Raw genomic sequence first — 25989 nt, 5'->3', positions numbered from 1 at the left:
ACTTCGACCCATGGGTGACACCCCCGACGGCGCCACGCCCGTCCACGAGCCGAGCCTCGACGAGCAGATCGCCGTCTACCAGCGCGAATTCCAGGACCTCGACCCCCAGGTCGAGAAGGTCGTCTCGGCCCTGAGCCGCCTGAACCGCCGCATGAACGTCGCGTACGGGCGCCAGACGGCGGCCCTGGGCATCAGCAACGCGGAGTGGGAGGTCCTGAAGGCCCTCGTCATCTCCGGGGCCCCCTACCGGATGGGCCCGAGCGAACTCGCGAAGCAGCTGGGCCTCACGCCGGCGGCGATGACCCACCGGATCGACCGGATGACGTCGGAGGGACTGGTGACCCGCGAGCGGGACGAGTCCAACCGCGTCCGGGTGATCGTGGAGCTGACGGACGAGGGCCGCAGCAAGTGGCTCGACGCGATGCGCGCGGCCACGGTCTTCGAGGAGGACCTCCTCCAGGACCTGTCGACGGCGGAACGCGGAGTCCTGGGCGACATGCTCACCCGGCTCCTGGACCGCGTCGAAGACCTCCAGTCCCGGGCCTGACCGCCCGGGTTGACACCGCCCTCGCTGATCCGTAAGGTTCTTCGAGTTGTCCCAGAGCCGGAAGGTTCTGGCGTCAACGAATCCCGCCGCCTCGTTGCGGCACCCAACTCAGCACGATCTCCCACTGGGAACGAATTCGGCGTGCCCGAATTCATTTCCGAAGGCCCGATTATCGGTTGCCGGGGAAATCCGCTAGAGTTCAGGAGTCGGAAGGGCCCAACAGCCCGGAAGACAAACCCCGCTGACTGGGGGTCAGGCCCGAAAGGATCTGATAGAGTCGGAAACGCAAGAACAACAGAACGAAAGCCCGGAGGAAAGCCCGAGAGGGTGAGTACAAAGGAAGCGTCCGTTCCTTGAGAACTCAACAGCGTGCCAAAAATCAACGCCAGAAGTTGATACCCCGTCCACTTCGGTGGATGAGGTTCCTTTGAAAAAGACCTGTGAGGTCGCCTTCGGGTGATGCTTGCAGGCAACCAAACACAGCGAGGACGTTGTGGCGCGTCGGTCATATTCCGACATGACGTGCCCGCTCTAAGTGTGTGTTGACCCGATTACGGGTAAACATTCATGGAGAGTTTGATCCTGGCTCAGGACGAACGCTGGCGGCGTGCTTAACACATGCAAGTCGAACGATGAAGCCCTTCGGGGTGGATTAGTGGCGAACGGGTGAGTAACACGTGGGCAATCTGCCCTTCACTCTGGGACAAGCCCTGGAAACGGGGTCTAATACCGGATAACACTCCTGCCCGCATGGGCGGGGGTTAAAAGCTCCGGCGGTGAAGGATGAGCCCGCGGCCTATCAGCTTGTTGGTGGGGTAATGGCCCACCAAGGCGACGACGGGTAGCCGGCCTGAGAGGGCGACCGGCCACACTGGGACTGAGACACGGCCCAGACTCCTACGGGAGGCAGCAGTGGGGAATATTGCACAATGGGCGAAAGCCTGATGCAGCGACGCCGCGTGAGGGATGACGGCCTTCGGGTTGTAAACCTCTTTCAGCAGGGAAGAAGCGAAAGTGACGGTACCTGCAGAAGAAGCGCCGGCTAACTACGTGCCAGCAGCCGCGGTAATACGTAGGGCGCAAGCGTTGTCCGGAATTATTGGGCGTAAAGAGCTCGTAGGCGGCTTGTCACGTCGGATGTGAAAGCCCGAGGCTTAACCTCGGGTCTGCATTCGATACGGGCTAGCTAGAGTGTGGTAGGGGAGATCGGAATTCCTGGTGTAGCGGTGAAATGCGCAGATATCAGGAGGAACACCGGTGGCGAAGGCGGATCTCTGGGCCATTACTGACGCTGAGGAGCGAAAGCGTGGGGAGCGAACAGGATTAGATACCCTGGTAGTCCACGCCGTAAACGTTGGGAACTAGGTGTTGGCGACATTCCACGTCGTCGGTGCCGCAGCTAACGCATTAAGTTCCCCGCCTGGGGAGTACGGCCGCAAGGCTAAAACTCAAAGGAATTGACGGGGGCCCGCACAAGCGGCGGAGCATGTGGCTTAATTCGACGCAACGCGAAGAACCTTACCAAGGCTTGACATATACCGGAAAGCATTAGAGATAGTGCCCCCCTTGTGGTCGGTATACAGGTGGTGCATGGCTGTCGTCAGCTCGTGTCGTGAGATGTTGGGTTAAGTCCCGCAACGAGCGCAACCCTTGTCCTGTGTTGCCAGCATGCCCTTCGGGGTGATGGGGACTCACAGGAGACCGCCGGGGTCAACTCGGAGGAAGGTGGGGACGACGTCAAGTCATCATGCCCCTTATGTCTTGGGCTGCACACGTGCTACAATGGCCGGTACAATGAGCTGCGATACCGTGAGGTGGAGCGAATCTCAAAAAGCCGGTCTCAGTTCGGATTGGGGTCTGCAACTCGACCCCATGAAGTCGGAGTCGCTAGTAATCGCAGATCAGCATTGCTGCGGTGAATACGTTCCCGGGCCTTGTACACACCGCCCGTCACGTCACGAAAGTCGGTAACACCCGAAGCCGGTGGCCCAACCCGTAAGGGAGGGAGCTGTCGAAGGTGGGACTGGCGATTGGGACGAAGTCGTAACAAGGTAGCCGTACCGGAAGGTGCGGCTGGATCACCTCCTTTCTAAGGAGCATATAGCCGACTGCGATCGAATGAATCGCACGGTTGCTCATGGGTGGAACGTTGATTATTTGGCACGGTTTCCAGAACATCCTGTAAGTACTGCTTCGGCGTGGAAAACAGTGATAGTCGAGGGGATCGTGCCTGGCACGTTGTTGGGTATCTGAGGGTACGGCCGTAAGGTCTTATCTTCGCGATGCCGGCCCCAGTGAACCTGGTCCTTAGGGATGAGGGTGATGGGTGGCTGGTCGTTGCTTGAGAACTACACAGTGGACGCGAGCATCTGTGGCCAAGTTTTTAAGGGCGCACGGTGGATGCCTTGGCACCAGGAACCGATGAAGGACGTGAGAGGCCGCGATAGGCCCCGGGGAGCTGCCAACTGAGCTTTGATCCGGGGGTGTCCGAATGGGGAAACCCGGCAGTCGTCATGGGCTGTCACCCATGCCTGAACACATAGGGCATGTGGAGGGAACGAGGGGAAGTGAAACATCTCAGTACCCTCAGGAAGAGAAAACAACCGTGATTCCGGGAGTAGTGGCGAGCGAAACCGGATGAGGCCAAACCGTATGCGTGTGATACCCGGCAGGGGTTGCGCATACGGGGTTGTGGGAATTCTTTTGATCGGTCTGCCGGCCGGTCGGCGAGTCAGAAACCGTTGATGTAGTCGAAGGACATGCGAAAGGTCCGGCGTAGAGGGTAAGACCCCCGTAGACGAAACATCAGCGGCTTGCTTAAGAATCTCCCAAGTAGCACGGGGCCCGAGAAATCCCGTGTGAATCTGGCGGGACCACCCGCTAAGCCTAAATATTCCCTGGTGACCGATAGCGGATAGTACCGTGAGGGAATGGTGAAAAGTACCGCGGGAGCGGAGTGAAATAGTACCTGAAACCGTGTGCCTACAAGCCGTGGGAGCGTCGCTGTATGTGCTTGCACATACAGTCGTGACTGCGTGCCTTTTGAAGAATGAGCCTGCGAGTTAGCGGTGTGTAGCGAGGTTAACCCGTGTGGGGAAGCCGTAGCGAAAGCGAGTCCGAATAGGGCGATTGAGTTGCACGCTCTAGACCCGAAGCGGAGTGATCTAGCCATGGGCAGGTTGAAGCGGAGGTAAGACTTCGTGGAGGACCGAACCCACCAGGGTTGAAAACCTGGGGGATGACCTGTGGTTAGGGGTGAAAGGCCAATCAAACTCCGTGATAGCTGGTTCTCCCCGAAATGCATTTAGGTGCAGCGTCGTGTGTTTCTTGCCGGAGGTAGAGCACTGGATAGGCGATGGGCCCTACCGGGTTACTGACCTTAGCCAAACTCCGAATGCCGGTAAGTGAGAGCACGGCAGTGAGACTGTGGGGGATAAGCTCCATGGTCGAGAGGGAAACAGCCCAGAGCATCGACTAAGGCCCCTAAGCGTACGCTAAGTGGGAAAGGATGTGGAGTCGCAGAGACAACCAGGAGGTTGGCTTAGAAGCAGCCACCCTTGAAAGAGTGCGTAATAGCTCACTGGTCAAGTGATTCCGCGCCGACAATGTAGCGGGGCTCAAGCGTACCGCCGAAGTCGTGTCATTGCAGCAATAGGGCCAACGCCCGCTGTGATGGGTAGGGGAGCGTCGTGTGCCGGGTGAAGCAGCAGCGGAAGCTAGTTGTGGACGGTTCACGAGTGAGAATGCAGGCATGAGTAGCGATACACACGTGAGAAACGTGTGCGCCGATTGACTAAGGGTTCCTGGGTCAAGCTGATCTGCCCAGGGTAAGTCGGGACCTAAGGCGAGGCCGACAGGCGTAGTCGATGGACAACCGGTTGATATTCCGGTACCCGCTTTGAAACGCCCAATATCGAATCAGGCGATGCTAAGTCCGTGAAGCCGTTCCGGACCCTTCGGGGAAAGGAAAGTGGTGGAGCCGACGAACCAGACTTGTAGTAGGTAAGCGATGGGGTGACGCAGGAAGGTAGTCCAGCCCGGGCGGTGGTTGTCCCGGGGTAAGGGTGTAGGCCGAGGGGTAGGCAAATCCGTCCCTCATTAAGGCTGAGACCTGATGCCGAGCCGATTGTGGTGAAGTGGATGATCCTATGCTGTCGAGAAAAGCCTCTAGCGAGTTTCATGGCGGCCCGTACCCTAAACCGACTCAGGTGGTCAGGTAGAGAATACCGAGGCGTTCGGGTGAACTATGGTTAAGGAACTCGGCAAAATGCCCCCGTAACTTCGGGAGAAGGGGGGCCATCACTGGTGATCGGACTTGCTCCGTGAGCTGGGGGTGGCCGCAGAGACCAGCGAGAAGCGACTGTTTACTAAAAACACAGGTCCGTGCGAAGCCGTAAGGCGATGTATACGGACTGACGCCTGCCCGGTGCTGGAACGTTAAGGGGACCGGTTAGTGACCTTTCGGGGTTGCGAAGCTGAGAACTTAAGCGCCAGTAAACGGCGGTGGTAACTATAACCATCCTAAGGTAGCGAAATTCCTTGTCGGGTAAGTTCCGACCTGCACGAATGGCGTAACGACTTCTCGACTGTCTCAACCATAGGCCCGGTGAAATTGCACTACGAGTAAAGATGCTCGTTTCGCGCAGCAGGACGGAAAGACCCCGGGACCTTTACTACAGTTTGATATTGGTGTTCGGTTCGGCTTGTGTAGGATAGGTGGGAGACTTTGAAGCCGTGACGCCAGTCATGGTGGAGTCGCCGTTGAAATACCACTCTGGTCGTGCTGGATGTCTAACCTCGGTCCGTGATCCGGATCAGGGACAGTGTCTGATGGGTAGTTTAACTGGGGCGGTTGCCTCCCAAAGGGTAACGGAGGCGCCCAAAGGTTCCCTCAGCCTGGTTGGCAATCAGGTGTTGAGTGTAAGTGCACAAGGGAGCTTGACTGTGAGACCGACGGGTCGAGCAGGGACGAAAGTCGGGACTAGTGATCCGGCGGTGGCTTGTGGAAGCGCCGTCGCTCAACGGATAAAAGGTACCCCGGGGATAACAGGCTGATCTTCCCCAAGAGTCCATATCGACGGGATGGTTTGGCACCTCGATGTCGGCTCGTCGCATCCTGGGGCTGGAGTCGGTCCCAAGGGTTGGGCTGTTCGCCCATTAAAGCGGTACGCGAGCTGGGTTTAGAACGTCGTGAGACAGTTCGGTCCCTATCCGCTGTGCGCGTAGGAATATTGAGAAGGGCTGTCCCTAGTACGAGAGGACCGGGACGGACGAACCTCTGGTGTGCCAGTTGTCCTGCCAAGGGCATGGCTGGTTGGCTACGTTCGGGAGGGATAACCGCTGAAAGCATCTAAGCGGGAAGCCTGCTTCAAGATGAGTATTCCCACCTCCTTGAGAGGGTAAGGCTCCCAGTAGACGACTGGGTTGATAGGCCAGATGTGGAAGCCCGGTAACGGGTGGAGCTGACTGGTACTAATAGGCCGAGGGCTTGTCCTCAGTTGCTCGCGTCCACTGTGTTAGTTCTGAAGTAACGAACCGTGTCCATGCCCGGTTGGTCAACTTCATAGTGTTTCGGTGGTCATAGCGTTAGGGAAACGCCCGGTTACATTCCGAACCCGGAAGCTAAGCCTTTCAGCGCCGATGGTACTGCAGGGGGGACCCTGTGGGAGAGTAGGACGCCGCCGAACAATCATTGTGGGAAAGCCCCGCACCTTATGGTGCGGGGCTTTTCTGCGTTTACGGGCCGGTCAGTCCGTTCGCTCCAGGCGGGCGCTCACGGCATCGATCCCAATGTTCCGACCCGGCCCCCGGGACCGGTGTCAGGGTCGTTCTCGGTGGCGACCAGGCCGGCGGCGCCGTCGGCGACGTCCACGGCGTGATCGCAGAGGAGCAGGCGTGCCAGTGCCTGGCGGGTGAATCCGGCACGGTCGCCGTCGTAAGGGGTCGTCTCAGTCGCCCTGAGAGCCTTGCAGGCCGTATCCGCTGTGGGTACTCGATTTCCACCGGGCACCGACCGCCGGCAGTTCGGGTGGGACCATCAGCCTGTCTCCGGTCAGGCACGGGGCACCCAGGACCGGAGGATCCGGAGAATCCCATGACCATGTCTCATCGCTGGCGTCTGCTGGGCTCTGCCTCTGACGGCTACTCCGGTGCGGAAGCCCGGTCGTTGCTCGTACGCAGGCTGGACTGGGCGAGCCAGGAGACGTGGTTCGACGACGGCCGGGGCCGCCTGCTGTCCGTGGTCACCAACGGCGAGCGCGCGATGGTCGCCCTGGTGGACGGAGAGGGCGATCCCGGGGAGCACCTGGTCGATCCGCGGGCCGAGGGCGTCTCGGGCGGATACTTGCTGTCCAACGGGCAGATCGACACGTACTCCGACAGGGAGACCGTCCCCTTCCCCGTGGCCTGCCGGGCCGTGGAGCACTTCATCGAGCACGACGCGTGGCCCCACGACGTGGTGGTGGGTCGCTGTCCCTGAAGCCGGGGACCAGGACGGCCCCGTCAGTGGGTGGACTCGCAGCGGAGCAACCGCGGCCGAGCCGGCTCAGGGCGTATTCACCATTCGGGGCGACGTGCAGGTGCGCAGGCCCCGGGCCATCGCGGCCGTCGACGCGGATCACGGCGAGCCGCTGGTCGGCCGGCTCGGTGATCCGGTGCTGGCGGAACATCTCCCGGCGCGGCTCGCTCGGGTCGTCACCGTTGACGCTTCCGACCTCGAGGCGACTCGCGGCCCTGCCGACGGACGCGGCGGCGGGGAGCGGGCCGAGGTCCTGGTGGACCGGTTCTCGTGGGGGCTGGACGGTTCTGCGGCGGCCGAGGAGGCGATCGAGGAGGCGATCGACGTGCTTCGGCCGTCCGCCCCCGCGCTCGTACCCCACCGCACAACTCCGTTACGCCCGGCCGCTGTTCGGTCTGGGACCGCTACCCGAAGATCCGCGGCGGGCTCGTGAGGAGTTCGCCGCCGGGGCCGAAGCGAGGCCGGCCGGTCGGGGCACCTTCTGTGCCGGGAGCTGGGCATCGCTCTGCTCCGCCGGTCTTCCCACCTTCGGGCCGCCTTCGGGGCTCGTCCGTAGGCGGCAGCGGCGGCACTGTCCTCGCCGGCGAACCGCCTCCCGGATCCGAAGCGGACCGGCTCTGCGAGGCCGTCGGCTTGACCGCCCGCGATCTGGAGCTGACCTGGCTGCACACCTCCTCTGAAGACGCCCGCGCGGGCCCCGCGACGGCCAGGCGGGTCCGGCCCGTCCCTCGGCTGGGGGTGGGGAAGGGTGTGCGTCATGCAGGGGAGCCGGGTACGGATGCCCGTCGTGTGCGGTCCTGCGCGGCGATGGCTGCGGCGACCTCCTTGATGGCGCCGCGAACCAGGTCACCGTAGGAGCCCGAGCCGGCGGCAGTCGTCGGCGAGGTTCAGGTGCGGGGAGGGATGGAAGCCGGCGCTGTGCAGACCGGCGTGGTGTTTCTGGGCGGGTGGCTCGGTCACCGCGTCGGCGGCGTCCAGGGCCCGGATGTCCCAGGCCAGGGGTTGGGCGGGGTCTTCGTAGAGGTCTGCGAGGTCGTGCGCGAGGGAGCAGCGGTGCAGGGGGTCGCCGGTCACGCCGATCGTGGACCACAGGGCCAGGAGCTTCCGGCGGGCGGAGGGAATGTCACCGGCCCGGCTTCCGGTGACGGCCTGGCCGATGGCGGCCAGGGTCGGGTCGGGGTCGGCGTGAGAGGTGGTCATGGGGTGTTCCTCATCGTCCTGCGCGGGTGGGGGAGGGTCACCGATCGGCATGCCGGGCCGGCGCCGAGCCGCTGTTCGATCAGGGTTCCGGCGGCAGGTTCAGCTACTCCGCCGGTAGGCACCGGGGGCCGGTCGCCCGCCTCTGCGGCGGGTGTCGTGACGGTCCAGGTCGCTGCCGGATCCCAGTGGGCTGCGTGGAGGGCGGCCGAGACGGCCGGGTCGTCGACTGCCGCTACCCAGCCGGTGGTGCTGCCGGGGGTGGGCCCGGGACGGGTTACCGAGATCGGCCCGGGAAATCGACGGGTTCGCCGCCGGTAACCGGCTCGTCGACCGCTGGAGGGTGCGGGCGCGGCCGCCGAGGGCGTTCGGGCACCGGGCGCGTTGCCGGCTTCGGCGCCGGTATCCGGTCCGCTCAGACACGCCGCGGCCCTTCCCCTGGTCCCCGGGCCCCTGGCGGCTCGGCACGCGGTGTTCGAGCACGGGCAGGTCACCGGCCTGGCCTCGGCGGTACGGGCGGGCGGATCGTCCTCGCGGCGCACCTGAAGTACCGCTCCGTTCCGTGGAGCGACCACAGGCACGGTGACTGCCCGGCACGTGTGCAGACGAGGGCACCCGCTACCCCTCGCCCGCCGTTTTGACACCCCACAGGCAGGGTTGTAGAGTCAAACGGTTGCCTCGAACCGGACAGGTTCGGCGACTCCCACCCAACAAGGCATCAAACACCTGTCGGGTGCACTCGATTCTTCATTCGGAATCTGAAGCCGGGAAATCCGGTGGAAAACTTCTGATAGAGTCGGAACCGCCGGAAAGGGAAAGCGCGAAAGCGCAGAACCTCGAAAGCACCGAGGAAAATCGGACACGAAAGAGTCTGATAGAGTCGGAAACGCAAGAACAGAACGAAAGCCCGGAGGAAAGCCCGAGAGGGTGAGTACAAAGGAAGCGTCCGTTCCTTGAGAACTCAACAGCGTGCCAAAAATCAACGCCAGAAGTTGATACCCCGTCCACTTCGGTGGATGAGGTTCCTTTGAAAAAGACCTGTGAGGTCGCCTTCGGGTGATGCTTGCAGGCAACCAAACACAGCGAGGACGTTGTGGCGCGTCGGTCATATTCCGACATGACGTGCCCGCTCTAAGTGTGTGTTGACCCGATTACGGGTAAACATTCATGGAGAGTTTGATCCTGGCTCAGGACGAACGCTGGCGGCGTGCTTAACACATGCAAGTCGAACGATGAAGCCCTTCGGGGTGGATTAGTGGCGAACGGGTGAGTAACACGTGGGCAATCTGCCCTTCACTCTGGGACAAGCCCTGGAAACGGGGTCTAATACCGGATAACACTCCTGCCCGCATGGGCGGGGGTTAAAAGCTCCGGCGGTGAAGGATGAGCCCGCGGCCTATCAGCTTGTTGGTGGGGTAATGGCCCACCAAGGCGACGACGGGTAGCCGGCCTGAGAGGGCGACCGGCCACACTGGGACTGAGACACGGCCCAGACTCCTACGGGAGGCAGCAGTGGGGAATATTGCACAATGGGCGAAAGCCTGATGCAGCGACGCCGCGTGAGGGATGACGGCCTTCGGGTTGTAAACCTCTTTCAGCAGGGAAGAAGCGAAAGTGACGGTACCTGCAGAAGAAGCGCCGGCTAACTACGTGCCAGCAGCCGCGGTAATACGTAGGGCGCAAGCGTTGTCCGGAATTATTGGGCGTAAAGAGCTCGTAGGCGGCTTGTCACGTCGGATGTGAAAGCCCGAGGCTTAACCTCGGGTCTGCATTCGATACGGGCTAGCTAGAGTGTGGTAGGGGAGATCGGAATTCCTGGTGTAGCGGTGAAATGCGCAGATATCAGGAGGAACACCGGTGGCGAAGGCGGATCTCTGGGCCATTACTGACGCTGAGGAGCGAAAGCGTGGGGAGCGAACAGGATTAGATACCCTGGTAGTCCACGCCGTAAACGTTGGGAACTAGGTGTTGGCGACATTCCACGTCGTCGGTGCCGCAGCTAACGCATTAAGTTCCCCGCCTGGGGAGTACGGCCGCAAGGCTAAAACTCAAAGGAATTGACGGGGGCCCGCACAAGCGGCGGAGCATGTGGCTTAATTCGACGCAACGCGAAGAACCTTACCAAGGCTTGACATATACCGGAAAGCATTAGAGATAGTGCCCCCCTTGTGGTCGGTATACAGGTGGTGCATGGCTGTCGTCAGCTCGTGTCGTGAGATGTTGGGTTAAGTCCCGCAACGAGCGCAACCCTTGTCCTGTGTTGCCAGCATGCCCTTCGGGGTGATGGGGACTCACAGGAGACCGCCGGGGTCAACTCGGAGGAAGGTGGGGACGACGTCAAGTCATCATGCCCCTTATGTCTTGGGCTGCACACGTGCTACAATGGCCGGTACAATGAGCTGCGATACCGTGAGGTGGAGCGAATCTCAAAAAGCCGGTCTCAGTTCGGATTGGGGTCTGCAACTCGACCCCATGAAGTCGGAGTCGCTAGTAATCGCAGATCAGCATTGCTGCGGTGAATACGTTCCCGGGCCTTGTACACACCGCCCGTCACGTCACGAAAGTCGGTAACACCCGAAGCCGGTGGCCCAACCCGTAAGGGAGGGAGCTGTCGAAGGTGGGACTGGCGATTGGGACGAAGTCGTAACAAGGTAGCCGTACCGGAAGGTGCGGCTGGATCACCTCCTTTCTAAGGAGCATATAGCCGACTGCGATCGAATGAATCGCACGGTTGCTCATGGGTGGAACGTTGATTATTTGGCACGGTTTCCAGAACATCCTGTAAGTACTGCTTCGGCGTGGAAAACAGTGATAGTCGAGGGGATCGTGCCTGGCACGTTGTTGGGTATCTGAGGGTACGGCCGTAAGGTCTTATCTTCGCGATGCCGGCCCCAGTGAACCTGGTCCTTAGGGATGAGGGTGATGGGTGGCTGGTCGTTGCTTGAGAACTACACAGTGGACGCGAGCATCTGTGGCCAAGTTTTTAAGGGCGCACGGTGGATGCCTTGGCACCAGGAACCGATGAAGGACGTGAGAGGCCGCGATAGGCCCCGGGGAGCTGCCAACTGAGCTTTGATCCGGGGGTGTCCGAATGGGGAAACCCGGCAGTCGTCATGGGCTGTCACCCATGCCTGAACACATAGGGCATGTGGAGGGAACGAGGGGAAGTGAAACATCTCAGTACCCTCAGGAAGAGAAAACAACCGTGATTCCGGGAGTAGTGGCGAGCGAAACCGGATGAGGCCAAACCGTATGCGTGTGATACCCGGCAGGGGTTGCGCATACGGGGTTGTGGGAATTCTTTTGATCGGTCTGCCGGCCGGTCGGCGAGTCAGAAACCGTTGATGTAGTCGAAGGACATGCGAAAGGTCCGGCGTAGAGGGTAAGACCCCCGTAGACGAAACATCAGCGGCTTACTTAAGAATCTCCCAAGTAGCACGGGGCCCGAGAAATCCCGTGTGAATCTGGCGGGACCACCCGCTAAGCCTAAATATTCCCTGGTGACCGATAGCGGATAGTACCGTGAGGGAATGGTGAAAAGTACCGCGGGAGCGGAGTGAAATAGTACCTGAAACCGTGTGCCTACAAGCCGTGGGAGCGTCGCTCATTGGGTTTACCCAATGGGTCGTGACTGCGTGCCTTTTGAAGAATGAGCCTGCGAGTTAGCGGTGTGTAGCGAGGTTAACCCGTGTGGGGAAGCCGTAGCGAAAGCGAGTCCGAATAGGGCGATTGAGTTGCACGCTCTAGACCCGAAGCGGAGTGATCTAGCCATGGGCAGGTTGAAGCGGAGGTAAGACTTCGTGGAGGACCGAACCCACCAGGGTTGAAAACCTGGGGGATGACCTGTGGTTAGGGGTGAAAGGCCAATCAAACTCCGTGATAGCTGGTTCTCCCCGAAATGCATTTAGGTGCAGCGTCGTGTGTTTCTTGCCGGAGGTAGAGCACTGGATAGGCGATGGGCCCTACCGGGTTACTGACCTTAGCCAAACTCCGAATGCCGGTAAGTGAGAGCACGGCAGTGAGACTGTGGGGGATAAGCTCCATGGTCGAGAGGGAAACAGCCCAGAGCATCGACTAAGGCCCCTAAGCGTACGCTAAGTGGGAAAGGATGTGGAGTCGCAGAGACAACCAGGAGGTTGGCTTAGAAGCAGCCACCCTTGAAAGAGTGCGTAATAGCTCACTGGTCAAGTGATTCCGCGCCGACAATGTAGCGGGGCTCAAGCGTACCGCCGAAGTCGTGTCATTGCAGCAATAGGGCCAACGCCCGCTGTGATGGGTAGGGGAGCGTCGTGTGCCGGGTGAAGCAGCAGCGGAAGCTAGTTGTGGACGGTTCACGAGTGAGAATGCAGGCATGAGTAGCGATACACACGTGAGAAACGTGTGCGCCGATTGACTAAGGGTTCCTGGGTCAAGCTGATCTGCCCAGGGTAAGTCGGGACCTAAGGCGAGGCCGACAGGCGTAGTCGATGGACAACCGGTTGATATTCCGGTACCCGCTTTGAAACGCCCAATATCGAATCAGGCGATGCTAAGTCCGTGAAGCCGTTCCGGACCCTTCGGGGAAAGGAAAGTGGTGGAGCCGACGAACCAGACTTGTAGTAGGTAAGCGATGGGGTGACGCAGGAAGGTAGTCCAGCCCGGGCGGTGGTTGTCCCGGGGTAAGGGTGTAGGCCGAGGGGTAGGCAAATCCGTCCCTCATTAAGGCTGAGACCTGATGCCGAGCCGATTGTGGTGAAGTGGATGATCCTATGCTGTCGAGAAAAGCCTCTAGCGAGTTTCATGGCGGCCCGTACCCTAAACCGACTCAGGTGGTCAGGTAGAGAATACCGAGGCGTTCGGGTGAACTATGGTTAAGGAACTCGGCAAAATGCCCCCGTAACTTCGGGAGAAGGGGGGCCATCACTGGTGATCGGACTTGCTCCGTGAGCTGGGGGTGGCCGCAGAGACCAGCGAGAAGCGACTGTTTACTAAAAACACAGGTCCGTGCGAAGCCGTAAGGCGATGTATACGGACTGACGCCTGCCCGGTGCTGGAACGTTAAGGGGACCGGTTAGTGACCTTTCGGGGTTGCGAAGCTGAGAACTTAAGCGCCAGTAAACGGCGGTGGTAACTATAACCATCCTAAGGTAGCGAAATTCCTTGTCGGGTAAGTTCCGACCTGCACGAATGGCGTAACGACTTCTCGACTGTCTCAACCATAGGCCCGGTGAAATTGCACTACGAGTAAAGATGCTCGTTTCGCGCAGCAGGACGGAAAGACCCCGGGACCTTTACTACAGTTTGATATTGGTGTTCGGTTCGGCTTGTGTAGGATAGGTGGGAGACTTTGAAGCCGTGACGCCAGTCATGGTGGAGTCGCCGTTGAAATACCACTCTGGTCGTGCTGGATGTCTAACCTCGGTCCGTGATCCGGATCAGGGACAGTGTCTGATGGGTAGTTTAACTGGGGCGGTTGCCTCCCAAAGGGTAACGGAGGCGCCCAAAGGTTCCCTCAGCCTGGTTGGCAATCAGGTGTTGAGTGTAAGTGCACAAGGGAGCTTGACTGTGAGACCGACGGGTCGAGCAGGGACGAAAGTCGGGACTAGTGATCCGGCGGTGGCTTGTGGAAGCGCCGTCGCTCAACGGATAAAAGGTACCCCGGGGATAACAGGCTGATCTTCCCCAAGAGTCCATATCGACGGGATGGTTTGGCACCTCGATGTCGGCTCGTCGCATCCTGGGGCTGGAGTCGGTCCCAAGGGTTGGGCTGTTCGCCCATTAAAGCGGTACGCGAGCTGGGTTTAGAACGTCGTGAGACAGTTCGGTCCCTATCCGCTGTGCGCGTAGGAATATTGAGAAGGGCTGTCCCTAGTACGAGAGGACCGGGACGGACGAACCTCTGGTGTGCCAGTTGTCCTGCCAAGGGCATGGCTGGTTGGCTACGTTCGGGAGGGATAACCGCTGAAAGCATCTAAGCGGGAAGCCTGCTTCAAGATGAGTATTCCCACCTCCTTGAGAGGGTAAGGCTCCCAGTAGACGACTGGGTTGATAGGCCAGATGTGGAAGCCCGGTAACGGGTGGAGCTGACTGGTACTAATAGGCCGAGGGCTTGTCCTCAGTTGCTCGCGTCCACTGTGTTAGTTCTGAAGTAACGAACCGTGTCCATGCCCGGTTGGTCAACTTCATAGTGTTTCGGTGGTCATAGCGTTAGGGAAACGCCCGGTTACATTCCGAACCCGGAAGCTAAGCCTTTCAGCGCCGATGGTACTGCAGGGGGGACCCTGTGGGAGAGTAGGACGCCGCCGAACAATCATTGTGGGAAAGCCCCGCACCTTATGGTGCGGGGCTTTTCTGCGTTTACGGGCCGATTCAATTCCGGCAGAGGCCGAAGCGGGCCAGGTAATGCCAGACGCGCTTCAGGGCCTGCTCGTCGTGGTCGCCGGTACGGGCCGCCTCGCCGAGGATGCGGGGGGTCAGGACGCCGGCCACCGCGATGGATCCGCCGAGGTCGACGAATTCCTGGCCGCGGTACTCGGGGTGCCGCCGCAGTTCCGTCACGGTGAGGCGGAAGCCCGGATGCCATTCCGTGGGGCAGGGGAGGGCCGCCGCTGCCGCCTCGATCTCCGTGTCACGGTAGCTGGGGTCCAGTACGAGAGCGGAGACGTCGCGGTCGAGCCGGACCGGGGTGTGCACCTGGGCTTCGATGTAGTCGTCCAGGGCGTCCTGGTCGTCGGCTTCGGCCAGGGCGATCAGGGCCATGCGGTCGGCGACCCCGAAGGACTCCGGCTCCAGATAGCTGTCCGGGTAGCAGAAGGTGGTCCGGGACAGGGTTTCCGGGGCGAGGCGGAAGTGGGCCGAGCCGAAGCGGGGGGCGGCGCCGGCCTCGGAGCGGCGGAAGTTGAGGGCGCCGTACACCGGGCGGGCCTCGGCCGGCGCGGTGTCGTAGGCGCCGCCGAATATCCGGCTCTCCCACTGCCAGCGCGCTCCGCCGGGGTGGGCCGTGAGTCCGCCGTTGCTGGTGCCCGTGACGAACTGGGAGCGGTACACGCCGTCTTCGGCCAGGGCGGTGAGCACCGGACGGTCGTTCAGGAAGCGGTCAGGGTGGAAGTTCAGGGTGACCGGGAGCGTCGGGTCCAGGGTGGGACCCGAGGCGAGCGCGGTGACGTGCGCGATCGCGCGGGTGTGGGGTTCGGCGTGCGGTGGGTGAGGTGGGTGCGGTCGGTGCATGGGTGCAGTCTGCAACAGAGCGGTGGGGGCGGGTGGTTAGGATCCGGCCATGGAGCAGCATGTGATACGTACGGTGCAGGCCGATGAGTGGGAGAAGGCCAAGGAGCTGCGGATCGCCGCATTGCGGGATCCGGCGGCTCCGGTGGCCTTCCTGGACACGCTGGAGGACGCGCAGGCCCGGCCCGACGAGTTCTGGCAGGGGCGGGTCGCGGGGGCGGCGAGCGGGCGGGCCGCCCGGCAGTTCGTCGCCGAGGCGGCCGACGGGCGATGGGACGGCTCCGTCACCGTGCTGGTCGAGGAGGGCGGGACGACCGACTTCTTCGGGAACCCCGTCGAGGCCTCGCAGGGGCATCTGGTGGGGGTCTTCGTACGGGAGGAGCAGCGCGGGACCGGGCTGACCGAGGCCCTGTTCACGGCCGCGCTGGAGTGGGCCTGGTCGTTGGAGGGGCCCGAGCTGGCCCGCGTACGGCTCTTCGTGCACGAGGAGAACGCGCGGGCCGGGGCGTTCTACCGGCGCTACGGGTTCGAGGCGAGCGGGCGGACCGTACCGGTGCCCGGGGATTCCGGCGCGCGGGAACTGGAGTACGGGGTCGCGCGGCGGGCGTAGCGGCGGTTCAGGGGAGGTCGGCGTGGGGCCAGTGGGCCCGTGCCTGTTCGCGGCTGCGGCACAGGGCGAGGAGCGGGAGCGTCTCGTCCGTCAGCAGTTCCGGGAGCTGGGGTACGGGCGCCACGGCCGCGACGTCCTCCAGGACCAGGGTCAGTGGTGGGTCGAGCCGACCGGCGGATGACCGTACGGCCACGCGCCGGCCGTGCTCGACCACGCTGGAGGCGAGTGCGGTCAGCAGCGGCATCGCACCCGGGTGGGTCCGGGGGTCTTCGAGGGGTTCGCCCACCACGTACAGGCTGCCCCCTTCGGCGAGGAACGATGCGAGGGTGAGGGCATCCGTGCGGTTCGGGGTGCAGGCCTCGCGGATGTGGATCGAGGTCAGGCAGGAGAGGGCCCGGGCGGTGAGGTACTGGGCCTGTTCGCGGCGTTCGGGGTGCCCGGTGAGGGCGCTTTCGAGTTCGCCGGCCGCGCCGGGGGCCGCCTGGAGGTGGGTGCGCAGGATGCGGACGGGGTCCTGGGCGGAGTTGCCCTGGGCCCAGCGGTGCAGCTGCTTGAAGGGGCGGTCGTCGAGGGCGGCGGCCTGGAGCCAGCTGCGCAGGAGGGTCTCGGCGGTGTCGGCGACGGCCGCGTCCAGGCGGGCCTGGGGGCGTACGGGGGCCAGCAGGGCGATCGCGCGTGCGGCGGCGGTGTCGCGGTCGGCGCAGCCCTCGGCGGGGTTCCAGTGCATGCGGGCCGGGGTGTCGCACAGGTGCGAGGGGTCGTAGAGCAGGACCGGTCCGAGTTTCGCCCGCGCGTCCTTGGTGTCCGACCACAGGGCGGGGGACGAGGTGACGACGAGGACGGCGCCTTCGGCGGAGGCGACGGCCTGCGCGGCGAGGCGGTGGCGTTCCGTGGGGGTGGCGTAGGTGAGGCGGGCGGGGGTGGTGTGCGGGGTGGGTGCGGTGGGTGTAGCGAGGTGGGCGGCCGGGGCCGGGGCCGGGGGCCTCGGGGCGTAGCCGTAGCCGTAGCGGTAGGCCTCGTCGACGGGGGCGGGGCGGGGCGTGGTCGGCGTGACGACGGCCTCGGGCACGGCGGCCTTGGGCACGGCGGCCCCCGGCACGGGGGCCTCGGGCACGGGGGCCTCGGGCACGGGGGTGGGTGCGGGCCCCTGGGTTGGGATCGGATCCGGCTCCGGGGCCGACGCTGCAGCCTGTGCCTGTGCCTGTGCCTGTGCCTGTGCCTGGGCAGGAGCCGGGGCGTGGGCCTGGGTCTTGAGGTCGGGGTGCCGGGGTGCCGCGGTGGTGGGGGTCGGGGTGTGGCGGCGGGCCCTGGTGCGGGCCACCACGCCCATGGTGAAGATCGTGAGGACCAGCATCACGAGCAGCTGGCTGATGAACAGGCCCCAGAACAGGCCCCACCCGGACAGCGCCGCCGGGGCGGTGTCGGGCCAGGCCGCCGCGATGTCGTGGGGTTGCGCTATCAGGGCGCGGACGGCCCCCGGGGTGCGGGTGAAGGTGACCGTGGACGGCCAGGCGCCCTTCGAGAAGAGGGCGGCCAGGCCGGTGGCCGACCAGACCAGGACGGCCAGGCCGAGGAGGAAGGCCAGGAGGCCGACCAGGACTCCGTCGGGGATGCCGCCGGCTCGCGCCGGGGGCTCCGTACGTCTGGCATCGGGCATGGTCAGGCCACCGTGGCGGCCGAGCCGGGGCCGGCGCCCCGCTGGCGCTCGATGTACAGGGCGCGTTCCTCCGCTTCGAGTTCGGCGGCCAGCAGGTCTTCGGGGAGCTGCTGGGGGGTGGAGGACTCGGTCATCGCGCGGTCGGTGTAGACGAGGGGGCGTTCGGTTTCGGTGATCAGGTGTTTGACGACCTGGACGTTGCCGTTGACGTCCCAGACGGCGATGCCGGGGGTGAGGGTGGGGATGATTTCCACCGCCCACCGGGGGAGGCCGAGGACCCGGCCGGTGGCGCGGGCCTCGTCGGCCTTCTGGGCGTAGATGGTTCTGGTCGAGGCCATCTTGAGGATGGCCGCGGCTTCGCGGGCGGCCGCGCCGTCGACGACGTCCGAGAGGTGGTGGACGACGGCGACGAAGGACAGGCCGAGGCGGCGGCCGAACTTGAGGAGGCGCTGGAACAGCTGGGCGACGAAGGGGCTGTTGATGATGTGCCAGGCCTCTTCGACCAGGAAGATCCGTTTTTTCCGGTCCGGGCGGATCCAGGTGTGTTCCAGCCACACGCCGACGATCGCCATGAGGATGGGCATGGCGATGGAGTTGCGGTCGATGTGGGAGAGGTCGAAGACGATCAGGGGCGCGTCGAGGTCGATGCCGACGGTGGTCGGGCCGTCGAACATGCCGCGCAGGTCGCCGTCGACGAGGCGGTCGAGGACGAGGGCGACGTCGAGGCCCCAGGCCCGGACGTCGTCTATGTCGACGTTCATGGCCAGCGCGGATTCGGCTTCGGGGTGGCGCAGTTGTTCCACGATGTCGGTCAGGACGGGCTGGCGGTCCCGGATGGCGTCCACGACGTAGGCGTGGGCGACCTTGAGGGCGAAGCCGGAGCGTTCGTCGAGGCCGTGGCCCATGGCGACTTCGATGATGGTCCGGAGCAGCGCGAGCTGGCCGGTCGTCGTGATCGCCGGGTCGAGGGGGTTGAGGCGGATCCCGTCGTCGTTGGCGGCGATGGGGTCCAGGCGGATGGGGGTTATCCCCAGCTGCTGGGCGATCAGGTTCCACTCGCCGACGCCGTCCTCGCCCTGGGCGTCGAGGACGACGACCTGGCGGTCGCGGAAGCGGAGCTGGCGCAGGACGTAGGTCTTTTCGAGCGCCGACTTGCCGTTGCCGGATTCGCCGAGGACCAGCCAGTGGGGGGCGGGGAGTTGCTGGCCGTAGAGCTGGAAGGGGTCGTAGATGTAGCCCTTGCCGCTGTAGACCTCGCGGCCGATGATGACGCCGGAGTCGCCGAGGCCGGGGGCCGCGGTGGGCAGGTAGACGGCCTGTGCCTGGCCGGTGGAGGTGCGTACGGGCAGGCGGGTGGTTTCGACCTTGCCGAAGAGGAAGCTGGTGAAGGCGTCCGTCAGGGCGGACATGGGATCTCGCATGGGGCGGCCGTTCCCTCCAGCTAGCGTCGGATGCCGGTGGCGAACGGCAAGGTGTTGACGAAGGCGCGGTGGTGCTCGCGGTCGCACCATTCGAGCTTCAGGTAGGACTTGCCGGCGGAGGCGCGGATGGTGCGCTTGTCGCGGGCGAGGGCTTCCGGTGAACGCGAGGACACCGTGATGTACCCGACGAGGTTGACTCCGGCAGCGCCGCTGGCCAGATCTTCACCCCTCTGGTCGAGCCGGCCGTGGGCGGCGATGTCGCGCGGGTCGACGGTGCGGTTCATCTTGGCGGCGCGGCTCGCGTCGGCCTCGTCGTTGGTCTTCTCGGTGAGCATCCGCTCGATGGCGACTTCGGTGGGTTCCAGGTCCATGGTGACGGCGACCGTGCGGATCACGTCGGGGGTGTGGACGAGGAGGGGGGCGAGGAAGTTCACGCCGACCGGGGTCATCGGCCATTCCTTGACCCATGCGGTGGCGTGGCACCAGGGGGCGCGGGTGGAGGACTCGCGGGTCTTGGCCTGGAGGTAGGTCGGTTCGACGGCGTCGAGTTCGGCGGGCCAGGCGTTGCGCTTGGTCATGGCCTGGATGTGGTCGATGGGGTGGTCGGGGTCGTACATGGAGTGCACGAGGGAGGAGAGGCGGCCCTGGCCGAGGGGTTGGCGGACGCGGATGTCGGCCTCGGCGAGGCGGGCGCAGATGTCGGTGAGTTCGCGGGCCATGACGATGGCGAGGCCGGCGTCGCGGTCGAGCTTGCGGCCCTTGTGGGGGGTCGAGGCGCGGGCGATGGCGACGGCTTCGGCGGCCAGGTCGCGGGTGAAGTGCATGCAGGCGACGAGGTAGGCGCGGTGCTGCTCGGAGGAGGTGGAGACCATCGACTGGAGCTGGTCGTAGGAGTCGCGCAGCCAGCCGGGGGCCTGGGTGTCTCCGCGCTGGGCGACGTCCTTGGCGTGGGCGTCGGGATCGGCGGGGAGGGTGCGGGCGAGCATCTGGAGGCGGGTGACGAAGCCGTCGCCGTTGGCGACGTGCTTGAGGAGGGTGCCGAAGCGGTCGACGAGGGCTTCCTGGTCCTCGCTGTCGCGCAGGCCGACGCCGGGGCCCTCGATCTCGATGGCGGCGGTGACGGTGCGGCGGTCGGCGTGGAGGAGTACGGCGATCTCGTCGGGGCCGAAGGGGGCGGCGAGCCAGTTGATGCGGCCGATGCCGGGGGGCGGGCCGACCTCGACCTCGCGGCCGTCGGCGGCGCGGGTGCCGGATTCCATGGCGGGCGAGCGGTAGGTGGTGCCGCGGCGCAGGGTGCGCTTGTAGCTGCGGCTGATCTCGAACCACCGGTAGAAGGTGCGGCCCTTGTAGGGGACGTACACGGCGGCGAGGGCGAGCATGGGGAAGCCGGCGAGGCTCACGATGCGCAGGGTGAGGTCGGGGACGAGCAGTCCGCTCATCATGCCGAAGAACGCGCCGACGATGATCAGGGCGATCTCGCCGGTTTCGCGGTTCTTGCCGACGATCGCGTTCGGCCTGGCGCGGCCGATGAGATACGTGCGGCGGGGCGCGATCGGGTGGAGCTGGTGGGACTGGGTCGTCAACGCCCGTCACCTCCTGTGTTCCTCGTACTGGAGCCAGTGCGGGGCGGGGGCGCGGCGGAGGGGACGGTTCCGCCGCCGGACCCGCTGCCGGAGCCGCGGCTGCTGTGGGCGGCCATGCCTCCGGAGATCTGGTTGGCGTCGCCTCCGGTGGAGCCGCCGGAGGCGCGGTGGGCACCGCCGCCGCGGCTGCTGTGGGTCTTGATGCCCTGGGAGACGAGGGAGGCCGGGGAGCTGATGACGGCGGCGGCCTGGGCGCCGTCGGTGGCCTTGGAGCGGTTGCTGCGGGCGGAGGCGATCTCGTCGCCGAAGCCGGGGACGAAGCGGTAGATCATCGCGGAGGCGAAGATCGCCAGGAGGATGATGGCGAGGCCGGAGACGACGGCGGAGAAGGCGTCGGGGCCCTTCTCGCCGGCGAGGGCCCCGGCGAGGCCGAGGACGATGACGATGACCGGCTTGACGAGGATGACGGCGATCATGATGCCGGCCCAGCGGCGGACGTGGCCCCACATGTTGCGGTCGACGAGTCCGGCGTAGACGACGGTGCCGAGGAGGGCGCCGACGTAGAGCAGGGCGGCGCGGATGACGAGCTCCAGCCAGAGCACTCCGGCGGCGAGGACGGTGACGAGGGCGACGACGACCAGCATGATCGGGCCGCCGCCGATGTCGCTGCCCTTCTTGAGGGCTTCGGAGAAGGAGCCGAAGAAGACGTCGGTCTGGCTGCCGGTGGCGGAGGCGATGACCTCGGTGACGCCGTCGGTGGCGGAGACGACGGTGTAGAGGATCAGGGGGGTGAAGGCGGAGGCGAGGACCGTGAGCCAGAGGAAGCCGATGGCTTCGGAGAGGGCGGTGGTGAGGGGGACGCCGCGGATGGCGCGCTTGGCCACGGCGAGGAGCCAGAGGACGAGGGTGAGGATGGTGGAGGCGGCGAAGACGACGGCGTACTGCTTGAGGAAGGCGGGGTTGGTGAAGTCGACGTTGGCGGTGCCCTTGACGGCTTCGCTGAGCTTGTTGACGATCCAGGCGGCGGCGTCGGCGCAGCCCTTGGCCAGGGAGGCCAGGGGGTTGAGGGCGTCGGTGGGGTCGTTGGTGAGTCCGGGCTTGGAGCCGTCCGTGGCACCGTCACCCTTCTCGCAGTAGTCCTTGGCCGACCCGATGAGGAGTTTGCAGTCCTCGTTCGCCCGCTTTGTCGCCGAGGGGCTGGGTGACGGGGAAGCCGGCGGGGTGGGCGCGGCGTAGGCACGGGTGGCCAGTGCTACGACGGCCAGGTGGACGGATGCGATGATTCCGGCCATCCGGAGCCGGAGGCTAGCGGGCATAGGTGAACCCTCCGAACTCCTTGGTGGCCTTGCTGATGTCGTCGGCGGACGAGGCGGCGACGTCGCCGGGGACCGGGGCCGGGCCGTCCTGTTGGCTGTCGGCGGTGACCTTCCAGTCCTCGCCGGACCAGGCGAGCTCGAAGGTCCATGTCTTCCAGGTGGTGCGGACCGGGTCGGTGGACTTCTCGCCGGACATGCCGATCAGGCCCGTCGCCCAGACCGAGACCTTTGCCGTCGTCGCCGAGTAGCCGTCCACGCGGGTGCCGACGGGCACGGTGCGGCTGATGAAGGTGTTCCCTTGTGGCGGGTTGCCGTTGGCATCGAGCCCGAGCTTGGAGAGGAACGCCGTCGAGTAGGCGGCGTCCTGGGGCTCCTTGAGCCGGTTGGCTGCCTCGGGCGTGTAGACAGAGTCCGTGATCGCGTGCCGGGTGTCCTTCTTGAACATTCCGTCGGAGCCCATCACGGTGGCGTAGTTCGCCGCCGCCGACTGTGCGCCCTGTTCGTCGTGGGCGAAGCCCTTCGGGATGCCTGCGGTCTTGGTGGTGACCGGGGACGTGCCCGTCGGGGCCGTGGACGTGGTGGTCGGGGGTTTGTCCGAGGAGGTGTCGCCGCCCGGGGAGTCCGAGGACTGGTTCGCGAACGCGATGGCGGCGACGAGCAGGACCACGACGCCGACCACCGTCACCAGGCCGCGGGAGGCGCGGGGGGTGCGGCGGGGGGTGCCGTAGGGGTCGGAGGGGGAGTCGGGGAGGCGGGTGCGGGTCTGGCCCGTGCCGCCGACGTCGCCGCCGCCGTAATGGTCGTCGTTGCTCATTGCGTGTCCGCCCCCTCCGCGTCGTACGACGGTAGCGCTCGTTCCCGCTCAGGCGCGGTGTGGTGATTCGTCATCAGGGTGCGGCCGGCCGCGCCGTTCCGGCTAGACGGCCATTCCGTAGACGATCGTGAAGAGGGTGCCGAGGGAGCCGATGATGAAGACTCCCGTGAGGCCGGCCACGATCAGGCCCTTGCCCTGTTCCGCGCTGAAGGTGTCGCGCAGTGCGGTCGCGCCGATGCGCTGTTTGGCCGCGCCCCAGATGGCGATGCCGAGGCAGAGGAGGATCGCTACGGCCATGACCACCTCGATCATGACCTTCGCTTCGTTGCCGAGACTGCCGAACGGCCCCCAGTTCGGGGCGATTCCGCCGATGATGGTGGTGATGTCGCCCTTTTCGGCTGCCAGGATCATGTAACTCACCGCCCCTGTATGGGTAGTTCCGGTAGCCCGTGCCCGACGGCAGGGGTCACGCACTATCTTCGCTGATGAAACCGCCGCCGTCGTCGACTTGGCGGCTCTCTTTACCCGATCTCCCGGCGTGCGCCCCTCCCGCGCGCCCTGACCTGGTCACTCTGTGTATCACGGTGGGTGACCCCGGGCAATGATTGTCGGCCCGGCGTGCGCGGGGCCGGGTGAGGGGCGGCCGTTCGGCGCAGTGGGGCGCGTGTCGTTGGGCCGTCCCGCTGATATTTGTCCGACATTCCGTCAGTCTTTCCATCTTTGCGGCGGGTTGGGGGGAGGCTCGCGGTCGTTGGCCGTGACGGCCTGACGACCTGACGACGTGACATGTGAGGAGGGGCCTGATGGGTTCCGCGATGGAGCCGGGCCGCAGGGCCCGGCTGGCCGCCGGGGTGGCCGTGGCGTTGCTGTGCGGGCTGGTGGCCGTACCGGTGCGGGCGGCGGCCGCGGAGGCCGGGCCGGAGTACGGGTACGCGTACGGGTACGGGTGCGGGAAGGGCGACGGCCGGGCCTTCACGGGCGGGGGGTGCACCGGGCCGCGCGGGCCCAAGGGGCCGAAGGGTGACCGGGGTCCGGCCGGGCCGCACGGGCCGTGTGCGGACGTCGACACCGCCTCGGGGCCGGGGGCCTCGGAGTTCAGTGCCGTGCTGAGCCGGGGGAGGGCGTACGTCGGGGCGAGGGCCACGCCGACGGCCCCCTACCACTGGCAGGACCTGACGCGGGCCAGGACGCCGGGCTTCCCGCGCGACGCGTGCGGGGTGTCGGTGCGGGTGGGCGGTCCGCGGGTGTACGTGAAGGTGCTCACCACGGGCGGGGACATCTACGAGAACTCGTGCACGACGGCGTTGGTCTGCACGCTGGGCTGGACGGCCGTGGTCCGGCCCTACTGACGCCGGCCGTCCCGGGGTGCGGCGCCGTGACCGGAGTCGGGGCCGGGCGCGGCGCCGCTTGGCGGGGTGACCCCGTAGCGGAGCGTCATCTTCCGGTTGGGTCGCTCACCGTACGGGGACAAGGGCGGGTGGGAGCGCGAGGGGCGCACGCGCGCACGGCGGGCGCCGGGCGCCGGGCGTCAGGGGTCAGGGGCCAGGGGTCGGGTACGGCGCCGCGGCGCCCGGCCTACTGCCAGTGGGACGGGCGGGTGAGGGACGGGGGGATGCGCGTGGCGGCGTCGCCCCGGGCGGCGTTCAGCTGGGCCTGGGTCAGGAAGAGGGCGTCGCGCAGGTCGGCCCCGCGGAGGTTCGTGTCGCGGAAGTCGGCGCCGATCAGGTCGGCGGTGCGCAGGTCGGCGCGGCCGAGGTCGGCGGCGATCAGGTAGGCGCCGCGCAGGTTGGCGCCGCGCAGGTCGGCTCCCGCGAGGCGGGCGCCCATCAGGTCGGCGCCGCGGTGGTTCTTGCGGCGGCCCGGGGCCTTGGCGCGCACCAGCTCGCTCGCCTTGAGGAGGAGGGGGTTGATGTCCTGGCGCAGGGTGCCCACGTCGAGGCCGGTCAGCTCCTTGGCGTCGGCCCGGGTGAGGGCCTCGGTCCGGGCCAGGGCCGTGCGCAGGTCCTGGTGGACGGGGGCCGCGGCGGGGAGGGCGAGCGCTTCGGCCACGTAGAAGAGCAGCTCGTGCAGCTGGCGCATGACGGGGAAGGCCTCGAACATCTCGGCCCGGGTCTCGGGGTGTGCGCGCCAGTCGCGGCCGCCGAAGGTGACCTGGGAGATCTGCTGTCCGGCCCCGAAGCAGTCGAAGACGGTGCATCCCTGGAAGCCCTGGTCGCGCAGCCGGGTGTGGATGCCGCAGCGGAAGTCCTGCCGGAGGTTCCCGCAGGGGGTCCCGGCGGACTTGTTCACGGCGAAGTCGTTGGACTTGGCGAAGGGCAGGGCGACGCAGCACAACGCGAAGCAGTTGCCGCAGTCGGCCTGCAGGACGGGGAGCGGGGGGTGCGCGGGGCGGGCGGTGGTGGACACCCCTCCATTGTGACCGGAGGGACGGGGCGACGGGTTCGCGGCCGGAGTGCCTTGATCCGCAGGGCGGGGGCGGTGAGCATCTGTACATGACAGAAGTGATCGCAGTTGCAGTCATCACCCTGCTCGCGGTGATCAGTCCGGGGGCGGACTTCGCCATGGTGGTCAGGAACAGCTACCTGTACGGCCGGCCCACCGGGCTGTTCGCGGCGGCCGGGGTCGCGGCCGGCGTGCTGGTGCACGTCTCGTACACGATGCTGGGCGTCGGTCTGCTGATCGCCTCGTCGACCGCCCTGTTCACGGCGATCAAGCTGGCGGGTGCCGCGTACCTGGTGTGGATCGGGATCCGTACCTTCCGGGCGCCGGACGGGCTGACCGTGGACCTGGAGTCGAAGCCGGGGCTGAGCCCGTTGGGTGCGCTGCGGTCCGGGTTCCTGACGAACGTGCTGAATCCGAAGACGACGCTGTTCGTGGTGTCGACCTTCACGCAGGTCGTCGATCCGGGGACGTCGGCGTGGCAGCAGGTGGGATACGGGCTGTTCATGTCGGCCGCGCACCTGGTGTGGTTCGGGGCGGTGGCGCTGTTCTTCTCGGACTCGCGGCTGCGCGACCGGATGCTGAAGGCGCAGAAGGCGCTGAACCGGGCGATCGGTTCGGTGCTGGTGGGGCTGGGTGTGGGGCTGGGCTTCGCGCGCTGAGCGGGCACTCGGCCGGCGCTGGG

Annotated in this window: 14 protein-coding genes, 6 rRNA genes and 1 pseudogene; 12 read left to right on the top strand and 9 right to left on the bottom strand. The window is 65.4% G+C overall.

The annotated features are described in order from the left end of the window. Nucleotides 1–10: 10 nt before the first annotated feature. The 6 genes from OG295_RS15915 to OG295_RS15890 all read left to right on the top strand — a co-directional run bounded on the left by OG295_RS15915 (nucleotide 11) and on the right by OG295_RS15890 (nucleotide 7497). Nucleotides 11–547 (top strand): MarR family transcriptional regulator, encoded by a 537-nt coding sequence (locus OG295_RS15915; RefSeq protein WP_266840575.1) that lies wholly within the window; start codon nucleotides 11–13, stop codon nucleotides 545–547. A 564-nt stretch (nucleotides 548–1111) separates the two neighbouring features. After that, nucleotides 1112–2636 (top strand): 16S ribosomal RNA (locus OG295_RS15910). Nucleotides 2637–2920: 284 nt separating this feature from the next. Then, nucleotides 2921–6043 (top strand): 23S ribosomal RNA (locus OG295_RS15905). Nucleotides 6044–6117: 74 nt separating this feature from the next. Then, nucleotides 6118–6234: ribosomal RNA gene (gene rrf, locus OG295_RS15900) — 5S ribosomal RNA — on the top strand. The 16S, 23S and 5S rRNA genes sit together here, the layout of an rRNA operon. Before the next feature lie 407 nt (nucleotides 6235–6641). Continuing rightward, entirely contained in the window at nucleotides 6642–7025 is a 384-nt protein-coding gene (locus OG295_RS15895; RefSeq protein ID WP_371677472.1) for a hypothetical protein, read from the top strand. 94 nt (nucleotides 7026–7119) lie between these two features. Further along, nucleotides 7120–7497 (top strand): hypothetical protein, encoded by a 378-nt coding sequence (locus tag OG295_RS15890; RefSeq protein WP_371677471.1) that lies wholly within the window; start codon nucleotides 7120–7122, stop codon nucleotides 7495–7497. A gap of 322 nt (nucleotides 7498–7819) precedes the next feature. On the opposite strand, the pseudogene OG295_RS15885 reads toward OG295_RS15890, so the two are convergent. Next, a pseudogene (locus OG295_RS15885) lies at nucleotides 7820–8264 on the bottom strand (hypothetical protein). 1161 nt (nucleotides 8265–9425) lie between these two features. Here OG295_RS15885 and OG295_RS15880 point away from each other — a divergent pair. From OG295_RS15880 to rrf (OG295_RS15870), 3 genes are all read left to right on the top strand, one after another. After that, nucleotides 9426–10950 (top strand): 16S ribosomal RNA (locus OG295_RS15880). Between the two features lie 284 nt (nucleotides 10951–11234). Continuing rightward, a 23S ribosomal RNA gene (locus OG295_RS15875) occupies nucleotides 11235–14357 on the top strand. A 74-nt stretch (nucleotides 14358–14431) separates the two neighbouring features. After that, nucleotides 14432–14548, top strand: a 5S ribosomal RNA gene (gene rrf / locus OG295_RS15870). Between the two features lie 61 nt (nucleotides 14549–14609). Here rrf (OG295_RS15870) and OG295_RS15865 read toward each other — a convergent pair. Next, nucleotides 14610–15467, bottom strand: coding sequence for a DUF3626 domain-containing protein (locus OG295_RS15865; protein ID WP_371677470.1), 858 nt, complete (start codon nucleotides 15465–15467; stop codon nucleotides 14610–14612). 49 nt (nucleotides 15468–15516) lie between these two features. Between OG295_RS15865 and OG295_RS15860 the strand changes: the two genes are divergently transcribed. Beyond that, a complete protein-coding gene (locus tag OG295_RS15860) occupies nucleotides 15517–16074 on the top strand; it encodes a GNAT family N-acetyltransferase (RefSeq protein ID WP_371677469.1) in 558 nt (185 codons plus the stop codon). Between the two features lie 7 nt (nucleotides 16075–16081). On the opposite strand, the gene OG295_RS15855 is transcribed toward OG295_RS15860, so the two are convergent. The 6 genes from OG295_RS15855 to OG295_RS15830 all read right to left on the bottom strand — a co-directional run bounded on the left by OG295_RS15855 (nucleotide 16082) and on the right by OG295_RS15830 (nucleotide 23276). Beyond that, a complete protein-coding gene (locus OG295_RS15855) occupies nucleotides 16082–17731 on the bottom strand; it encodes a type VI secretion protein (protein WP_371677468.1) in 1650 nt (549 codons plus the stop codon). 2 nt (nucleotides 17732–17733) lie between these two features. Next, nucleotides 17734–19152 (bottom strand): ATP-binding protein, encoded by a 1419-nt coding sequence (locus OG295_RS15850; protein WP_371677467.1) that lies wholly within the window; start codon nucleotides 19150–19152, stop codon nucleotides 17734–17736. A 20-nt stretch (nucleotides 19153–19172) separates the two neighbouring features. Next, complete coding sequence (locus OG295_RS15845; protein ID WP_371677466.1) at nucleotides 19173–20735, bottom strand: SCO6880 family protein; 1563 nt, start codon at nucleotides 20733–20735, stop codon at nucleotides 19173–19175. Further along, complete coding sequence (locus OG295_RS15840) at nucleotides 20732–22027, bottom strand: hypothetical protein (protein WP_371677465.1); 1296 nt, start codon at nucleotides 22025–22027, stop codon at nucleotides 20732–20734. Before OG295_RS15840 ends, OG295_RS15845 begins: the two co-directional genes overlap by 4 nt. Nucleotides 22028–22040: 13 nt before the next feature. Beyond that, nucleotides 22041–22865, bottom strand: coding sequence for a hypothetical protein (locus OG295_RS15835; protein WP_371677464.1), 825 nt, complete (start codon nucleotides 22863–22865; stop codon nucleotides 22041–22043). 102 nt (nucleotides 22866–22967) lie between these two features. Next, nucleotides 22968–23276: a hypothetical protein gene (locus OG295_RS15830; RefSeq protein ID WP_008742356.1), complete on the bottom strand. Its 309-nt coding sequence runs from the start codon at nucleotides 23274–23276 to the stop codon at nucleotides 22968–22970. A 392-nt stretch (nucleotides 23277–23668) separates the two neighbouring features. Between OG295_RS15830 and OG295_RS15825 the strand changes: the two genes are divergently transcribed. Continuing rightward, nucleotides 23669–24214, top strand: a complete 546-nt coding sequence (locus OG295_RS15825) for a hypothetical protein (protein WP_371677463.1) — start codon at nucleotides 23669–23671, stop codon at nucleotides 24212–24214. Nucleotides 24215–24440: 226 nt separating this feature from the next. Here the strand turns inward: OG295_RS15825 and OG295_RS15820 are convergent, their stop codons facing one another. Beyond that, nucleotides 24441–25271 carry a pentapeptide repeat-containing protein gene (locus OG295_RS15820; RefSeq protein WP_371677462.1) on the bottom strand — a complete coding sequence of 277 codons (831 nt, stop codon included), beginning with the start codon at nucleotides 25269–25271 and terminating at the stop codon, nucleotides 24441–24443. 86 nt (nucleotides 25272–25357) lie between these two features. On the opposite strand from OG295_RS15820, the gene OG295_RS15815 reads away from it, so the two are divergent. Beyond that, nucleotides 25358–25966: a LysE family transporter gene (locus tag OG295_RS15815; protein ID WP_266840593.1), complete on the top strand. Its 609-nt coding sequence runs from the start codon at nucleotides 25358–25360 to the stop codon at nucleotides 25964–25966. The last annotated feature ends 23 nt before the right edge of the window (nucleotides 25967–25989 follow it).

It is taken from the genome of Streptomyces sp. NBC_01276, from assembly GCF_041435355.1.
Lineage (GTDB): Bacteria > Actinomycetota > Actinomycetes > Streptomycetales > Streptomycetaceae > Streptomyces.
Note: the sequence above shows the minus strand (reverse complement) of the source record. Positions and strands in the feature narration are given on the sequence as shown.

Bases quoted from the DNA above. Each gene is read 5' to 3' on its own strand.
- OG295_RS15840 (WP_371677465.1), bottom strand. From the start codon at position 22,027: ATGGCCGGAATCATCGCATCCGTCCACCTGGCCGTCGTAGCACTGGCC.
- OG295_RS15895 (WP_371677472.1), top strand. From the start codon at position 6,642: ATGACCATGTCTCATCGCTGGCGTCTGCTGGGCTCTGCCTCTGACGGC.
- OG295_RS15855 (WP_371677468.1), bottom strand. From the start codon at position 17,731: ATGCCCGATGCCAGACGTACGGAGCCCCCGGCGCGAGCCGGCGGCATC.
- OG295_RS15860 (WP_371677469.1), top strand. From the start codon at position 15,517: ATGGAGCAGCATGTGATACGTACGGTGCAGGCCGATGAGTGGGAGAAG.
- OG295_RS15915 (WP_266840575.1), top strand. From the start codon at position 11: ATGGGTGACACCCCCGACGGCGCCACGCCCGTCCACGAGCCGAGCCTC.
- OG295_RS15835 (WP_371677464.1), bottom strand. From the start codon at position 22,865: ATGAGCAACGACGACCATTACGGCGGCGGCGACGTCGGCGGCACGGGC.
- OG295_RS15850 (WP_371677467.1), bottom strand. From the start codon at position 19,152: ATGCGAGATCCCATGTCCGCCCTGACGGACGCCTTCACCAGCTTCCTC.
- OG295_RS15830 (WP_008742356.1), bottom strand. From the start codon at position 23,276: ATGATCCTGGCAGCCGAAAAGGGCGACATCACCACCATCATCGGCGGA.
- OG295_RS15815 (WP_266840593.1), top strand. From the start codon at position 25,358: ATGACAGAAGTGATCGCAGTTGCAGTCATCACCCTGCTCGCGGTGATC.
- OG295_RS15825 (WP_371677463.1), top strand. From the start codon at position 23,669: ATGGGTTCCGCGATGGAGCCGGGCCGCAGGGCCCGGCTGGCCGCCGGG.
- OG295_RS15865 (WP_371677470.1), bottom strand. From the start codon at position 15,467: ATGCACCGACCGCACCCACCTCACCCACCGCACGCCGAACCCCACACC.